A 16727-nucleotide genomic window follows, 5' to 3' on the forward strand; every position below is an offset into this window, starting at 1 on the left:
GTTTTTCACATTTCTCACCATCAGCGGGCCAACAACTGGTGCCGCTATCACCCATGCCCGCATTCAGCGGGCGTCCGAGGCCCTACGCCACTGTGCCTGCGTCGTCGACATAGTCAAGCGTTCGGGGCGAGCAAACAGTAAAGCGGCTTCGCAAGAGCCGAGTCTGGGAGGAACGACGTATGAGCGAAACCACCGACACAATGGCTGAATCAGACAACGCAGGCAGGCAAGGAATCACCGTCGCGCGTATCTTCACCACCCCCGGCGTGCACCCCTACGAAGAGGTGACATGGGAAAAACGCGACGTTGTCCAAACAAACTGGAAAACCGGCGAAACAATCTTCGAACAACACGGAGTTGAATTCCCCGACTTCTGGTCAATGAACGCCAGCACCATCGTCACCACAAAATACTTCCGCGGCGCAGTAGGAACACCAACACGTGAATCCTCACTCAAAACACTGATTGACCGAGTCGTCATGACATACGTCACCGCAGGAAAAAAGCACGGCTACTTCGCCACGGATGAAGACGCCACAATCTTCGAACACGAACTCACCTACGCCCTGGTGCACCAAATCTTCAGCTTCAACTCACCAGTCTGGTTCAACGTCGGCACCGCCAGCCCCCAGCAGGTCAGCGCATGCTTCATCCTCTCCGTTGAAGACTCCATGGAATCAATCCTGAACTGGTATCGCGAAGAAGGATTCATTTTCAAAGGCGGCTCCGGCGCAGGACTGAACCTGTCCCGCATCCGCTCCAGCAAAGAACTTCTCTCCTCTGGAGGCACCGCATCAGGGCCAGTGAGCTTCATGCGTGGCGCCGACGCCTCGGCAGGAACTATCAAATCTGGCGGCGCTACCCGACGCGCAGCAAAAATGGTGGTCCTAGATGTCGACCACCCCGACATTGAAGAATTCATCCTCACCAAGGCACGCGAAGAAGATAAAGTCCGCGCCCTGCGCGACGCCGGATTCGACATGGATCTGGGCGGCAAAGACATCGTGTCCGTGCAGTACCAGAACGCCAATAACTCAGTACGCGTCGACGATGCCTTCATGGAAGCAGTCAAAAACCGCACCACCTACGGCCTCAAAGCCCGCATGAGCGGTGAAGTCATCGAAGAAGTTGACGCCAAATCCCTGTTCGACACCATCGCAAAAGCTGCCTGGGAATGCGCCGACCCCGGACTGCAATACGACACCACCATCAACCACTGGCACACCACCCCCGAATCTGGCCGCATCACTGCCTCAAACCCCTGCTCGGAGTACATGTCGCTAGACAACAGCTCCTGCAACCTGGCCTCACTGAACCTGCTGAAATTCCTCCGCGAGGACAACACCTTCGATGTAGAGAAATTCACTCACATCGTCGAACTCGTATTCACCGCGATGGACATCTCCATCTGCTTCGCAGACTTTCCCACCTTGGCTATCGCTGAAACCACACGCGACTTCCGTCAACTAGGCATCGGATACGCCAACCTCGGCGCACTCCTGATGGCCACCGGCCACGGATACGACTCCGATGGCGGAAGGGCACTCGCCGCTGCCATCACATCCCTGATGACGGGAACTGCTTACCGCCGCTCCGCCGAGCTAGCTGGCATCGTCGGTCCGTACAATGGCTACGCCCGCAACGCTGAGTCTCACCAACGCGTCATGCAGATGCACCGAGACGCCAGTTTCACTCTGCGCACCTTCGAGCCGATGGCACAAAGCATCCATACCGCCGCGAATCAAGCATGGGAGGACGTAGTGCGTATCGGCGGCGAATATGGTTACCGCAACGCACAAGCCTCAGTGCTGGCTCCCACCGGCACAATCGGTTTCATGATGGATTGCGACACCACCGGCATCGAACCAGACTTCTCACTGGTCAAATTCAAAAAACTTGTCGGTGGCGGATCAATGCAGATCGTCAACCACACTGTTCCCCGCGCCCTGCGCAGCCTGGGATACCAAGACGAGCAAGTAGAAGCCATCGTTGAATACATCGCCGAACACGGGCACGTGATCGACGCCCCCGGACTGAAACGAGAACACTACGAAGTGTTCGATTGCGCCATGGGGGCACGGGCAATCGCACCCATGGGCCACGTGCGCATGATGGCCGCGACGCAGCCTTTCCTGTCCGGAGCGATCAGCAAAACCGTGAACCTGCCCGAAAGTGCAACGATCCAAGACATCGCTGATGTGTACATGGCTGGCTGGGAACTTGGCCTCAAAGCCCTGGCTGTCTACCGCGATAACTGCAAAGTTGGCCAGCCACTGTCTGATGGTGGAGCGAAAAAAACCTCCACCACCACCGACCCTCAACCGCCTGCTGAACAGTCCGCGCCAGAAAAGATCGTGGAGTACCGGGCCAAACGCACCCGCCTGCCCAGGCGACGTCCCTCAACGACAACATCATTCGCGGTAGGGGGAGCCGAGGGATACCTGACAGCCTCTGCCTACGCAGACGGGCGGCCAGGAGAGGTGTTCCTCAAATTCGGTAAGCAAGGATCAACCTTGGCCGGAGTGATGGATGCTTTCTCAATCGCAGTCTCGATTGGGCTGCAGTACGGCGTTCCGTTGGAAACATTCGTGGAAAAGTTCTCCAACCTGCGCTTTGAACCAGCAGGCATGACAGACGACCCCGATATTCGCATGGCCCAATCGATCATGGACTATGTCGCGCGGCGCCTGGCACTGGACTACCTGGACTTCGACACTCGCTCGGCATACGGCATCTACTCCGCCGAAGAACGTGCCCGCCACCTAGAAACAGGCTCATACCTTGCCGAAAACAGCGACGAAGCCCAAGAAAGCGAACTCGAAAACTATTCACAGACACCGGTCTGGGGAGCTAAAGAACAACACCGCAACACCGCGCCGGTGCGCTCCTCAGCAGACCTAATGGAGTTACTTCAAGGCAAAATCGCTGACGCGCCCATGTGCATGACCTGCGGCACCAAGATGCGCCCAGCGGGCAGCTGCTACGCCTGCGAAGGATGCGGATCCACCAGCGGTTGCAGCTAACAGACGACTAAGGGGGGCACCCGATATCGGGTGCCCCCCTTAGATGTGCATCTACACAGGCTGGTTAGTACGCCCCAGAGCTGGCAAACACTGCCTTGAAAGTACGAACCAGAATTTTCAAGTCCACAATCGGGGACCAGTTGTCCACGTACTTCAAATCCAGACGAATCGACTGCTCCCAATCAAGGTCGCTGCGGCCACTGACTTGCCACAACCCCGTCATACCGGGCTTGACGTGTAGACGACGCATCGCATCGGGCTCATACTGCTCAACTTCGGCCTGGCTTTGCGGGCGTGGCCCCACCAACGACATCGTCCCGAACAACACATTGAACAACTGCGGCAACTCATCCACCGAGTACTTACGAATGAAGCTACCGATACCCGGAATAATCCGCGGATCCTTCTTCATCTTGAACTGGACTTCGTTGCCCTCGTTGTACTTCAACAAATCAGCAAGACGTTTTTCCGCATCAGGGACCATCGAACGGAACTTGTAAATCGTGAACAGCTCACCACGCTGCCCCACACGCTGCTGACGGAAAATCACCGGCCCCTCCGGTGAAATCACCTTAATCGCGACAGCAACACCTATAAGCAACGGAGAGAAAATAACAATCAACGCCGCCGCGATAGAGCGGTCCATGATGCTCTTCAAAATCTCTGACTGCCGTGTCGCCGCGGGACGCTCAATATGCAGCAGCGACATGTCCGAAGACTGGCGGATCGACAAACGCGGTCCGGCTACATCAAGAAGCCCGGTAGAAACCACCAGCTCCACATTGCGCTCCTCCAACGCCCAGGTCAGACGGCGCAAAGACTTACCCGCCAACTCCGGATGCGACGTCACCGCCACAACCTCGGCATCAAACAAATCCACAGCTGAAGTGGCCTCCGACGGGTTACCGAAAACCGGAACCCCCTCAATCGCGGAGGTGGCATTCCACGACGAATCCATCCCAGAAGTGCACACCGCAACCACATCGAAACCCTGGTCGGGAGAGCGCTTAATCTGCCGAATCAACTCGGCTGCAGCATCAGCACGACCAACAACCACAGTCCGCTGCATCAAACGACCATTGCGGCGGTTCTTGTGCAACCACCAACGCATAATCCGGCGGTTAACTAACGCCAGTACAAACAACGACACCAATAGCGTGATGATGTACGCCCGAGACCACTGCCCCTTAGTGAACATTCCTGCCACAGCCAGCAAACCCAGCATGCCAACCACCGCACGCCCCACCGTCCGATACTCCTCATCGGGCACGCCCAGATAACGGCGCTCATAAGCGTGGCACAAAGCAAGAATCCCCACCCACACCAACGGGATAGGGGCACTAGCCAGAATGTACCCACCGGCGATCTCATCCCGAGTAGGCCCAATTTTCAGTGCCAAAAAAAGACCCAGCACTGCCGAAATCACATCCAGCACAACAATCCGATGCAGGTACATGCGTGACCACGCGCCACGCGCAGCGCCGCGGACAGCGTCACCAGCAGATAACGAATCATTGCCCTGCTCATGCCCCAGAACTTCCACATCAGTGCGGTGTTGCACAGGCACAGACTCACGTTCGTGAATCGACAAAATAAACCTCCCCAAAATGTCGCCGCTGCAGCGGCCCCCCGCTGCCTAGCCGGCTCCGCTCCATCGCGCTCACGACCAAAACCACGCCCCCACGGCGTGGATCCCCTCTTCAACACGAGAACGTGTCCCCACGCTGGGCCACGGATAGCGCTCGTGCCGAGGCTCGGGCGGGAACGCCCTCTCAATCGATGAAGCACCGGCGCCCCCCTTCACGTAGGGGACGCAAGAGGCGACCAATCACACTCGAGAACGACATACCTAAAAAGGAGTGTGAGACGGGCGCCCGACCTGGACAACTGCCCACGAAGTCTAGCGGCACCCCCACACCGGTACGACTCGCGTGGTGAACACAAAACAACCCACACACCGGCCCACAACCGAACTCCACACGGCATGCGCACAGCCCGCCTTACCCCACAGCAATCAGCTCGGTAAGGTCGTCAAGAATCACAACGAGAATCTCGAGCACAACAAGTCCGCACACCCCACCACGGTCACGTGGCCGCCGCAACGGCCACCAACGCACCGGGGTGAGCCGCCGATCAAGCGAGGACGTGTTCGCCGGATCAGGGGAGAAGACACATGAGCACGAAGAATGACTTCGAGGTCGTCCTCGTCACCTACAAAAGCAGGGAACACGTAGAAGAGCTCGTCGCCGGATGGCCAGAAGAACTACCCATCGTCATCGTCGACAACGGACAAGGCATTGACGGCCTAGACCAATGGGCTCGAAAACACCCCAACGTGCGCTACCTCGACGGCGGCAACGTCGGCTTCGCCCGCGCCGCAAACAAAGGCGCATTCACCAGCACCGCCCCCTTCGTCGTCTTCGTCAACCCCGACTCGCGACCAACCATGAGCGACATGCAAGCCCTCGTCGATGGCCTAGCCGTTGACGTGCTCGCCGCCTCCCACGCCGCAACCATGGTCTCTACCGACGGAGTCGAAATAGGCGTCGGGGGATGGGAACCCACCGTCCCACGCACCATCGTTTACGCCGCCGGACTTCACAAACGCTTCCCCAAAGCCGGGGTCTACGCCAAACCCGAAATGGGCGAAAACGTCTCCGTCGAATGGACAACCGGCGCCTGCATGGCAGTACGCACCGAACAATTCCGCCGCCTAGAAGGATTCGACGAATCCTTCTACGTCTACTCCGAAGACATGTCCTTCGGCCGCCGCGCCCGTGAAGCAGGCCTAGCCGAAGTTCTCCGCTCAGACGTCATCGTCCCCCACGGCGCAGGCAAATCCGGAGCCCCCAGCAAAGAAATGCTCCGCCTACGCGGCGCCTCCTTCACCAACTACGTCAAGCGCTACCACACCGGCCCCGAAGCCAAAGTGATGCGCGGAGCCATGCTCGGCGGCTACGCCCTCCGAGCCGCCCGCGAACTAGCCCGCGGTGACCGACCCCTGGCTAAGCTCTACGTCGAATACGCCAAAGGAGTCGCCACCGGACGCGCCAACGTCGGCGGCCGTGAAGTAGCCCACTCCCGCTTCCTCGAAACCTCACCCACCGCCCGAGCAGCAGGCGTGCCCGGACTCCCATTCCTCTTCGTCACCAAAGAATTCGGCATCCCAGCAACCTCCGGAGGTATGCTGCGCACCCTAGCCATGGTGCGCTGGTTCGCCGAACGCGACGACGTCATCCTCGTCACCCCCCAAGGCGTCAAAAAAGCCAGCGGCAGCGGCGAGAACTTCACCGTCGAAGATCTCTTCACCCCCAAATCAGGGCCTTTCAGCCGCGTCGAAGACGCCACCAGCTTCATGCGATACCGCAGTCTAGGAGCCCTACGGCTTTGCGGTGACGCCGTCATCGAAGGAGTCCAGTACGCACTCGAGCAATACGGCCTCTTCCGCGGCTCGATCATCGACCACACCAGCCTCTTCGCAATCGCCGATATCCTCCCCGAAGGACTACCCGTCTGGCTGAGCACACACAACGTCGAATCCGACCTCATGGCCCAACGCGCCCACGCCGAAACCGGCGCCATGAAAGTCGCTGCCTACGCTGAAGCCGCCCTGCTCAAAACCCTCGAAAAAGGCACCGGGGCACGCCACCCCATGATCGTCTGCACCGAACACGACGCCCACCAAGCCCGCAAAGACGGCACCAGCACCGTAATCGTGGCCCGCAACGGCGTCACCCCACCACCACCGGAAAAACGACGCGGAGGCAGCCAAGCCGCCAAAATCGACTCCCTCGAGCTGCTCTTCACCGGAGCCCTCGACTGGCGCCCCAACATCAACGGCATCCTCTGGCTCATCGAATCACCCCAATGGGCAGACCTCATCTCCCGCCACCACGGACTCGTCCTAACCATCGCCGGACGTAACCCTTCCGAAGAATTCCGTGCCCGCGTCCAAGCAGCACCCGGAACCCGACTCGAAGCAAACGTGCCTAGCATGGCACCCCTACTCGAACGAGCACGACTAGGCATCGCACCCCTCCTCGAAGGCGGCGGATCCCGCATCAAACTGCTCGAATACATTGGATACGGCCTGCCTTCAGTCTCGACCCACGTCGGCGCATCCGGACTCGACGGACTCCCCGAAGGAGTCATCCGCACCACCTCCGAAGACCTCAGCCGCTTCTGCGAAGCAATCGAAATCGAACTCCTCCGCGGAGAAAAAATCCTGCCCCAAGACGCCGTCGACGCGATGCTGGCCGTCTACGGCTGGGACGCGGCCCTAGCACCCATCGAACAACTACTCGAAGCAGCAAAACCCGCACACACAGACACCACCACCGCCTAACACCACACCTGAACAGCTAACACCTAGGGGGCCGACGGGACACCATCGGCCCCCTAGGTATGCCCCTTGGCCCCCAAGGGGAGTAACACGCGCCTGAAGGAACACCTCAGAAAAGTCGCCACCACACCCGACAGGAAAGCGACTCCTTCTCCCCACCCGAAAGCGCCACACCCATGCGCCCACACCACACCACCGCCCGCGCCCTGGCTGCCACTCTCACCCTCCTCGCCCTCACCACGCCAACCAACGTCGCCCTCGCCGCCCCCACACCCACCAACACCATCCGCATCACCACCGCCCCCACACCAATCACCGACACCTACGGCCACACCTGGACCCCCACCAGCGGATTCGACACCGGAGACAACTCCACCTCCTACTGGGGAAACTACGACATCGCCGGAACCAGCGAAGACGAGCTCTACCGCTACGAACACGTCCGCATGAACTCCTGGACAACACCCCTACCCAACGGCACCTACACCATCACCCTCAAAATGCGCGAAGCCTGGTGGGACAAACCCGGCCAACGCGTCTTCTCCGTCACCGCCGAAGGAAACCCCGCCCTCACCAACATCGACATCATCAAAGCCGTCGGCAAAAACCATGCCTACGACCGCACCTTCACCACCACCATCACCGACGGCCACCTCAACCTCGGATTCACCGCCACCGCAGACAGCGCCCTCATCTCCGCCATCGACATCACCCCCACCACACCCCCCAGCAAACCCAAACCCCCACCCCAGCCCGCACCCACAACCAGCACCACAGTGCTGCGCATGACCACCTACACCAAACCCATCAAAGACGCCGCCGGCAACACCTACATCGCCCGCCGTGGCTTCACCGGCGGAGACCTCGTCGAGCCACTCCCACCAACCACCGACATCAAAGGCACCACCAGCGACACCCTCTACCGCCCTGAACTCATCCGCTGGAAAAACTGGTCCCAACCCCTACCCAACGGCACCTACACCATCACCCTCCACACCCGAGAAGCCTTCTGGAACAAACCCGGCCAACGCATCTTCGATATCAAAGCCGAAGGAACCACCAAACTCGCCAACATCGACATCTACAAAGCGGCAGGTAAAAACACCGCCCACGACCTACGGTTCACCACCACAGTCACCGACGGTCGACTCGACATCACCCCCATCAACAAAACCAACCTTGCACTCCTATCAGCCATCACCATCACCCGAATCGACAAAACCCCCACACCCCCCAGCAAACCCAAACCCCCTACTATGCCCCCCACCACAACCCAACGCCCCAGCGGCATGCCCTTCGACTCCGGCCTCTTCCCCATGCACCGCGCCGACATCGCCACCCAGTTCACCCAACACCGAGGACGAGCTGCCGACGTCATCACCGTCTTCCCCAGCCGAGAAAACTGGGCCGAAATGTCCAACGACTGGTTCATGGACAACCAACGCATCCCCACCCGCTACACCGGCACCCTCGACGTCGGCGTCCCCCTCTGGCCCGACGAAGGCAACCTCACCACCGCAAGCACCGGCGGCTACAACACCCAATGGGAAAACTTCGGCCGCATGGTCGCCGCAAAATACCCTACCGCCTACATCCGCCTCGGCTGGGAAATGAACCTCCCAGGATGGAAACACGCCGCCTACGCCCACAGCGCCACCCAATGGAAACAGGCCTACCGCCATGCCGTCACCGCACTACGCAAAGGCGGTCCACGCCTACGCATCGCCTGGGTAGTCAACGAAGGACCCGGACAAACCGACACCACCGACGCACGCACCTTCTACCCCGGCGATGACTACGTCGACTACATCGGCATGGATGCTTACGACTGGGACCCCGGTTACACAAACGACACCAACATCGCCCACCACCGCGAGGCCCCCTACGGCTGGAACTTCTGGCTCAACTTCGCCAAAACCCACAACAAAAAATTCGTCCTACCCGAATGGGGAATCGCCCCAGCAAACCCCAACAGCGGCGGCGACAACCCCCGCTACATCGCCTTCGTCTACGACTGGCTAACCCGCAACGCCCGCTGGATCGGATACGAGTCCTACTTCCACGAAAACGCCCCCTACATCCGCTCCAACCTCTTCACCGACAACCCCCGCGCCACAGCCGAATACCTCCACCGCATGAAACGCCCCTGACCCACCCCACACGCCACAATGAACCCATGGCGACCACACACCCAGCCACCCCCAGCCTCACCACACCGCAGGCCGCCGACGCCGAACGCGCCCGAGGCCTGCGCATCATGCGCACCGTCGCCACCGCCCTACTCATCATCGCCGCCATCGTCTACGCCCTCACCTTCGGCCACGACGGACCCTGGGGATACGTCAACGCCACCGCAGAAGCCGCCATGATCGGCGCCCTCGCCGACTGGTTCGCCGTCACCGCCATCTTCCGCCACCCCCTAGGCCTACCCATCCCACACACCGCCCTCATACCCCGCAAAAAAGACACCGTCGCCACCAGCCTCGAAGACTTCTTCCTCGGCTACTTCCTCACCCCCGACGCCGTCCGACAACGAGTCCAAACCATGAACATCGCCCAACGCACCGGACGATGGCTCACCGAAGACGACCACGCCGAACGCGTCGTCCACCGACTCGCCCCCATCGCCTCCCGCGCACTCAACAGCGTCGACGACAACGAAATCCGCGGCTTCATCAACCACACCCTCGTCCCCAAACTCACCCACGAACCCATCAGCCCCCTAGCCGGAGCCCTCCTGGACGAAATCGTCACCGACCGCATCCACACCGGCCTAGTCGACCTGCTCCTCGACGAAGCCCTCGCCTGGCTCCTAGACAACCCCGAACAATTCAGCACCCTCATCGCCGACCGAGCCCCCACCTGGACCCCCCACTGGCTCAACGGAATCGTCACCGACCGCGTCCACACCGAATGCATCAAATGGATCCAAGAAGTCCGATCCACCCCCCACCACCGCGTACGCCAAGCCATCGACGACCTCCTCACCGACCTAGCCCGCGACCTCCAAAACGACCCCACAGTCATGGAACGCACCGAAGCACTCAAAACACGACTGCTCACCCACCCCCAAACCACCGAAACAGCCATCCACCTCTGGGAAGCCCTCGTCAACGTCGGACAACGCGCCCTCACCGACACCGACAGCCACCTCATCAACCGCGCCACCGACGAACTACGCGCATTCGGACAACGACTCCTCACCGACCCACACCTAGCCCAAACCGTCACCAACCGCCTAGCAGCCTCCGCCGAAGCCCTCATTGCCACCTTCGGACGTGATATCGCCACCGTCATCTCCCAAGTCATCCGCTCCTGGGACGGCAAAGAAGCAGCCGAACGCATCGAACTACACGTCGGCAAAGACCTCCAATACATCCGCATCAACGGCACCATCGTCGGCGGCCTGGCCGGCCTACTCATCCACACCATCTCCCACCTACTACTGTGAGAGAACAACAAACAAAACCGCACGTCCTCCACAACCCACCCCACCCCTGACGTATGCTGCGACGGCACCGGAATCTTCCCCGCACCGACACCGTGGGCCCGCCACACCTGGTGCATCAATGCAGGTGGACAACAGGAGGACCGATGACCCGCCGCTTCGTCAAGACCCTCGCAAGCGCGCTCGCACTGGCCACGATCGCCGCATGCTCGGCCGGGTCCACTAACGAAGACCCATCCTCCGGAACCCGACTCACCGTCGGATTCACCGCCGAACCAGTCAGCCTCGACTTCACCAAAAACGACGGCGCCGCCATCCCCGAAGCCCTTCTCGGCAACGTCTACGAAGGCCTCGTCACCCTCGACGAACACGGCATGATCGTGCCCGCACTCGCCAGCTCCTGGACCGTCTCCAACGACCGCAAGGTCTACACCTTCAAACTCGTCGACGACGCCAAATTCGCCTCCGGAGCCCCTTTCACCGCCGAAGACGCCGTCTACTCCATCAACCGCGTCTCCACCGACTGGACCACCTCCGTCGCCGACTACATGGACGTCGTAGAAAAAGCCGAAGCCACCGCCCCCAACGAACTACGCGTCACCCTCGAACGACCCAGCAACGACTGGCTCTACCGCATGACCACCCGCGTCGGAGCCATGTTCAGCCGCAACGACAAAAGCGACCACGCCACCACCACCAACGGCACCGGCCCCTACACCGTCACCAACTGGAAACGCGGCGACTCACTCCAACTAGGCCCCAACCCACACTTCGCCGGAACCACCCCCCACTTCCGCAACGTCACCCTGCGCTACTTCAAAGACGGCAACGCACTCAACAACGCCCTCCTCTCTGGCGGCATCGACATCATCAGCAACCTCGCATCCCCCGAATCACTCAGCCAATTCAAAAATCGACCCGAATACAAAGTCACCGAAGGCACCACCACCAGCGAAGTCCTCCTAGCCTTCAACAACGCCAGCGGACCATTCACTGACGAACGCATCCGCCAAGCCGCCCGCACCGCCATCGACAAACCCAGCCTCCTCAAAACCTGCTGGGCAGGAAAAGGCACCCACATCGGCTCCATGGTTCCGCCCACCGACCCCTGGTACGAAGACACCACCCACAACCACCCCTACGACCAAGACAAAGCCAAAGCCCTCCTCGCCTCCGCCGGCACCCCAAACCCCACCATCCGGCTACGCCTACCCAACACGGCCTACGCCATCTCCTGCGGCCAAGTCGTCAAAAGCGACCTCGAAGCAGTCGGCTTCACCGTCCAACTCGACCAACTCGAATTCCCCGCCGCATGGCTCTCCCAAGTCATGAAAAGCAAGGACTACGACGCCACCATCATCGCCCACGTAGAACCCCGCGACATGGGCCGCGTCTTCTCACCTAACTACTACCTCGGCTACAACGACCCCGAATTCACCCGCCTCATCGAAGAAGCAGACCAAGGCACCCCCGCCCAAGAAATCGAAAACCTCAAAGCAGCAGCACAACGCATCTCCGAACACGCCGCCGCTGACTTCCTCTTCCTCATGCCCCACCTCGTCGTCCACAAAGCAGACCTCACCGGAATCAGAGCCAACGACACCTCCGAGTCCTTCGACCTGACCCGCATCGCCCGCAAATAAACACCACGACCGAGCGACACCACCCCCATGACTACACCCCCTCCAGAGGGCCCCATCCCCACCCGGCAACCACCACGGGCCACCACACCCCTACAACGAATAATCAACCTCGCGGCATCCCTCCTAGCCGCATCCATCCTCGTGTTCACATTCATGAACATCCTGCCCGGAGACCCCGCCCGCATCGCCCTAGGACTTAACGCCTCCGACGAAGCCGTCGCCGCGCTACGCACCCAATACGGCCTCGACCGCCCCCTAACCATCCAATACATCGACTGGGTCCACAGCCTCATCACCCTCGACCTAGGAAACAGCTACGTCACCGGCGCAGCCATCACCCCCCAAATCCTGGACCGCGCCGCCGTCACCTGCTGGCTCGTCGCCGCAGGACTGGCCATCGCCCTACTCATTGCCATCCCCGTAGGTATCCACGCCGCCCTACGCCACCGCCATGCCGACGGCATCGCCATCTCAACCCTCAGCCAAATCGGCGTATCCCTACCCTCCTTCCTCGTCGCCATCATTCTCGTCACCCTTCTATCCGTCCATGCCGGACTCCTCCCCAGCTCCGGATGGGCCGTCCCCGCCCACAACCCCACCAGCTTCCTCGCCCACCTCACCCTGCCAGCCCTGTCCCTCGGCCTCGTCCAAGGCGCCATCCTCACCCGCTACATCCGCGCCGCCGTACTCGAAACCTGGCAGCAAGACCACATCCGCACCGCCCGCTCAACAGGCATCAGCACCCCCCACCTCATCACCACCCACGTACTACGCAACACCGCCATCCCCGTCATCACCATCCTGGGCATCCAACTAGCCAGCATGCTCATCGGAGCCGTCATCATCGAACAAGTCTTCGCCATCCCTGGCCTCGGCTCCCTCCTGCTCGACGCCGTCGGCAACCGCGACCTACTCGTCATCCAAGACGTCGTCATGCTCCTAGTCATCGCCATCCTCATCCTCAACACCCTCGTCGACCTGCTCTACACCCTCCTCAACCCCCGAATCCGGGTCCACGCATGAACAAACACCGCCACCTGCCTGCCCTCCTCATCGCCGGAGCAGCCCTATCAAGCCTGGTCATCCTCGCCGCAGCCTGCTCCTTCATTTGGACCCCCTACGACCCCACCGCTATGTACCCAACCCAACGACTCCAAGGAATAACCGCACAACACTGGCTCGGAACAGACAAATTCGGCCGCGACGTATTCAGCCAAATTCTCGTCGGCGCGCGCACCACCCTCACCGTAGGCATCAGCTCCGTCGCCATATCCGCACTCGTCGGTGTCCCACTAGGCATCCTCGCAGCCATGGGCCCCCGCCCCATCAGCACCACCCTCCTACGCGCCGCCGACATCCTCCTAGCCTTCCCGGCACTCCTCCTGGCCATCATGCTCGGAGCCATCTTCGGCAGCAGCACCCTGACGGCCGTCACCGCCATCGGCCTCGCCGGAATCCCCACCTTCCTGCGCATCACCCGCGCCAACGCCCTACGCATCCTCACCAGCGACTACATCGCCGCCGCACAACTAGCCGGACGCAGCCCCTGGTCCATCGCCTACACCCACATCTGGCCAGGCATTCGCGGCACCATCATCATTCAATGCTCCGTCGCCTTCGCCATGGCCATCCTGGCCGAAGCAGCACTCAGCTTCCTCGGCCTAGGCACCCCACCACCCCAACCCTCCTGGGGCCGCATGCTCCAAGAAGGACAAGAATTCCTCTACTCCCACGCCGGACTCGCACTCATCCCAGGAACAGCCATCGCCACCGCCGTGCTCGGATTCAACCTCCTCGGAGACGGACTACGCGACCTCACCGACCCCCGACTACGAGGACGACACCGATGACTACCACCGCACCACCACTCATCGACGTCCACAACCTCCACATCAGCACCGGAGAAAAAACCCTCGTCAACAACATCAACCTCCACATAGCCCCCGGGGAAAGAGTCGGACTCATCGGAGAATCCGGCTCCGGAAAATCACTCACCGCAGCCGCCATCGCCGGACTCCTGCCCGAAAACCTCACCACCACCGGCACCATCAACCTCCATGGCAACAACCTCCTCAATACCCGACACCACACCCGCGCCGCCGCCGCCAACATCGGCTTCATCTTCCAAGAACCGATGACCGCACTCGACCCCACCATGCGCGTCGGCAACCAAATCATCGAAGCCCTCCAAGCCCGCGCCGCACTCAACCGCACCCACGCACGCACCGCCGCCATCGAACTCCTCGAAGAAATGCGGCTACCCAACCCCACCCACACCATGACCGCATACCCCCACCAACTCTCCGGGGGACAACGCCAACGCGTCGTCGCAGCCATCGCCATGGCAGGAAACCCCGACCTCCTCATCTGCGACGAACCCACAACCGCCCTGGACGTCACCGTCCAAGCATCCGTCCTTGAACGCATCGTCGCAGGCGCTACCCAACGCGGATCAGCAGTCCTATTCATCTCCCACGACATCGCCGTCGTCGGCACCGTCTGCGAACGCCTCCTCGTCATGAAAAACGGCACCCTCGTTGACCACGCCCCCACACACACCGCGCTAGCAGCACCCCAACACGAATACACTCGCCTACTCGTCAACGCCGCCGACCGCGCCACCACCCCCCGCGCCACCAGCCACCAGCCACCCCCCACCCGCCACGGCGCCCACGTAGAAGTTGACAACCTCACCCACACATTCGCCCCCCAACGCCGCTTCGGACGTCCTACCCGAGAAGCAGTCACCGCCCTACACAATGTCTCTTTCACCCTCCACCCCGGAGAACGACTCGGAATCGTCGGCGAATCCGGCTCCGGAAAGACCACCCTGCTGCGCTGCCTCGCTGGCTTACAAACCCCCACCAGCGGCACCATCCGCATCGACGGAGAACACATCACCGCACGCCCCGAACGAGAACTCGGATTCCTCCGAGACCGGCTCCAAATGGTGTTCCAAGACCCCGCAGGATCCCTCGATCCCCACCTGCGCGTTTGGCAAAGCATCGCCGAACCACTACGCGCCCGAAAACGCACCCTGCACCGCGAACGCGTATGGGAACTTCTCGAAGCCGTCGGCCTCGAACCCGACGCAGCCACCCGCTACCCCCACGAGTTCTCCGGCGGCCAACGACAACGCATCGCCATCGCCCGCGCCCTGGCACCCAACCCAACCCTCCTGCTCGCAGACGAAGCAGTCAGCGCCTTGGACGTCACCGTCCGCGGTCATATCCTCGACCTACTCACCTCCCTAGCAGACACCATCGGATTTACCCTCCTGTTCATCAGCCACGACCTATTCGTCGTCCAAGACCTCTGCGAACGCACCATTGTCATGCAATCAGGACACATCGTCGAAGACAGACCAAGCACAGACCTCTATCACGCCCCACAACACCCCTACACCCAACGCCTCATTGCCTCAGCCCCCACCATCACCGGCGCCCTTGCAGGAAAACAGGCCGCCGACCTTGCCACGGAGCCAACATGACCGGACGCTTCTACACCACGATCCGCCACGCAACTAGCGCAGAAATCGACGTAAAAAACTCCCGATTCCTCGCCCGCATCGAACCAGTCACCGACGAAACTGCAGCCCGCGCCATCATTGACACCACACGCCGCGAACACTGGGACGCGCGCCACCATTGCAGCGCCTTCATCCTCGGCAACACTCAACAAACCCGACGAAGTAACGACGATGGAGAACCCTCCGGCACCGCCGGAATGCCCATCCTCGAAACCATCGCAGGCCATGGACTCACCGACATCGTGGTCGTTGTAACACGATGGTTCGGAGGCACGCTGCTAGGCACAGGCGGCCTGGTACGCGCATACACTGAGGCAACCCTTGCCGCAATCAATACCGCCGAAAAAGTGACCTACGCAGAAGGTAAACGACTACGCGTAACTACCAACATGAACTCCGCAGGAAAACTCGAAAACGCACTCCGCGCTGCTGGTTGTGTATTCCACAATGTGGAATACACAACCAGCAGCGTCATCATGCATGTCGACATCCGCTGCGGCCGTGAAAAAGACATCCAAGAACTCGTCGCTGTCACATCATCTGGCCACGGAAGCACCACCATCACCGGCGCTACCTGGTCACCAATTGACATAAATCCGCACTAACCCGACCCACCACATCTGCCAGCCTTGCTTCTCACTGACGGACTGATCCTGCGAACCTGTCCCAAAACCCGGTAAATTGGTAATGCGGCCCGCCCATGAGTGCGTGCGCTGTCATGCCCCCGGCGTCAAGACTTGCT

10 protein-coding genes are annotated in these 16727 nt (G+C 60.8%); 9 read left to right on the top strand and 1 reads right to left on the bottom strand.

What is annotated here, in order from left to right; translation table 11 throughout:
• The first annotated feature begins 179 nt into the window (after positions 1-179).
• Entirely contained in the window at positions 180-3023 is a 2844-nt protein-coding gene (locus tag DXZ77_RS03970) for a vitamin B12-dependent ribonucleotide reductase (RefSeq protein ID WP_115030124.1), read from the top strand.
• 64 nt (positions 3024-3087) lie between these two features.
• On the opposite strand, the gene DXZ77_RS03975 is transcribed toward DXZ77_RS03970, so the two are convergent.
• A complete protein-coding gene (locus tag DXZ77_RS03975) occupies positions 3088-4614 on the bottom strand; it encodes a sugar transferase (protein WP_258553117.1) in 1527 nt (508 codons plus the stop codon).
• Positions 4615-5196: 582 nt separating this feature from the next.
• On the opposite strand from DXZ77_RS03975, the gene DXZ77_RS03980 reads away from it, so the two are divergent.
• The 8 genes from DXZ77_RS03980 to DXZ77_RS04015 all read left to right on the top strand — a co-directional run bounded on the left by DXZ77_RS03980 (position 5197) and on the right by DXZ77_RS04015 (position 16590).
• The gene (locus DXZ77_RS03980; RefSeq protein ID WP_115030126.1) at positions 5197-7368 is read left to right on the top strand and encodes a glycosyltransferase; all 2172 of its coding nucleotides are present in this window, start codon (positions 5197-5199) and stop codon (positions 7366-7368) included.
• A 173-nt stretch (positions 7369-7541) separates the two neighbouring features.
• On the top strand, positions 7542-9515 hold the full coding sequence (locus DXZ77_RS03985) for a malectin domain-containing carbohydrate-binding protein (RefSeq protein ID WP_115030127.1): 1974 nt from the start codon (positions 7542-7544) through the stop codon (positions 9513-9515).
• Between the two features lie 26 nt (positions 9516-9541).
• Positions 9542-10816 carry a DUF445 domain-containing protein gene (locus DXZ77_RS03990; protein ID WP_115030129.1) on the top strand — a complete coding sequence of 425 codons (1275 nt, stop codon included), beginning with the start codon at positions 9542-9544 and terminating at the stop codon, positions 10814-10816.
• A gap of 143 nt (positions 10817-10959) precedes the next feature.
• Positions 10960-12456, top strand: coding sequence for an ABC transporter substrate-binding protein (locus tag DXZ77_RS03995; protein WP_115030131.1), 1497 nt, complete (start codon positions 10960-10962; stop codon positions 12454-12456).
• Positions 12457-12483: 27 nt separating this feature from the next.
• The gene (locus tag DXZ77_RS04000) at positions 12484-13479 is read left to right on the top strand and encodes an ABC transporter permease (RefSeq protein ID WP_115030133.1); all 996 of its coding nucleotides are present in this window, start codon (positions 12484-12486) and stop codon (positions 13477-13479) included.
• Positions 13476-14306, top strand: a complete 831-nt coding sequence (locus tag DXZ77_RS04005; RefSeq protein ID WP_115030135.1) for an ABC transporter permease — start codon at positions 13476-13478, stop codon at positions 14304-14306. Before DXZ77_RS04000 ends, DXZ77_RS04005 begins: the two co-directional genes overlap by 4 nt.
• Positions 14303-15946, top strand: a complete 1644-nt coding sequence (locus tag DXZ77_RS04010) for a dipeptide ABC transporter ATP-binding protein (protein WP_115030137.1) — start codon at positions 14303-14305, stop codon at positions 15944-15946. Before DXZ77_RS04005 ends, DXZ77_RS04010 begins: the two co-directional genes overlap by 4 nt.
• The gene (locus DXZ77_RS04015; protein WP_115030139.1) at positions 15943-16590 is read left to right on the top strand and encodes an IMPACT family protein; all 648 of its coding nucleotides are present in this window, start codon (positions 15943-15945) and stop codon (positions 16588-16590) included. Before DXZ77_RS04010 ends, DXZ77_RS04015 begins: the two co-directional genes overlap by 4 nt.
• The last annotated feature ends 137 nt before the right edge of the window (positions 16591-16727 follow it).

The organism is Dermatophilus congolensis (assembly GCF_900447215.1).
In the GTDB taxonomy this organism is placed as follows: domain Bacteria; phylum Actinomycetota; class Actinomycetes; order Actinomycetales; family Dermatophilaceae; genus Dermatophilus; species Dermatophilus congolensis_A.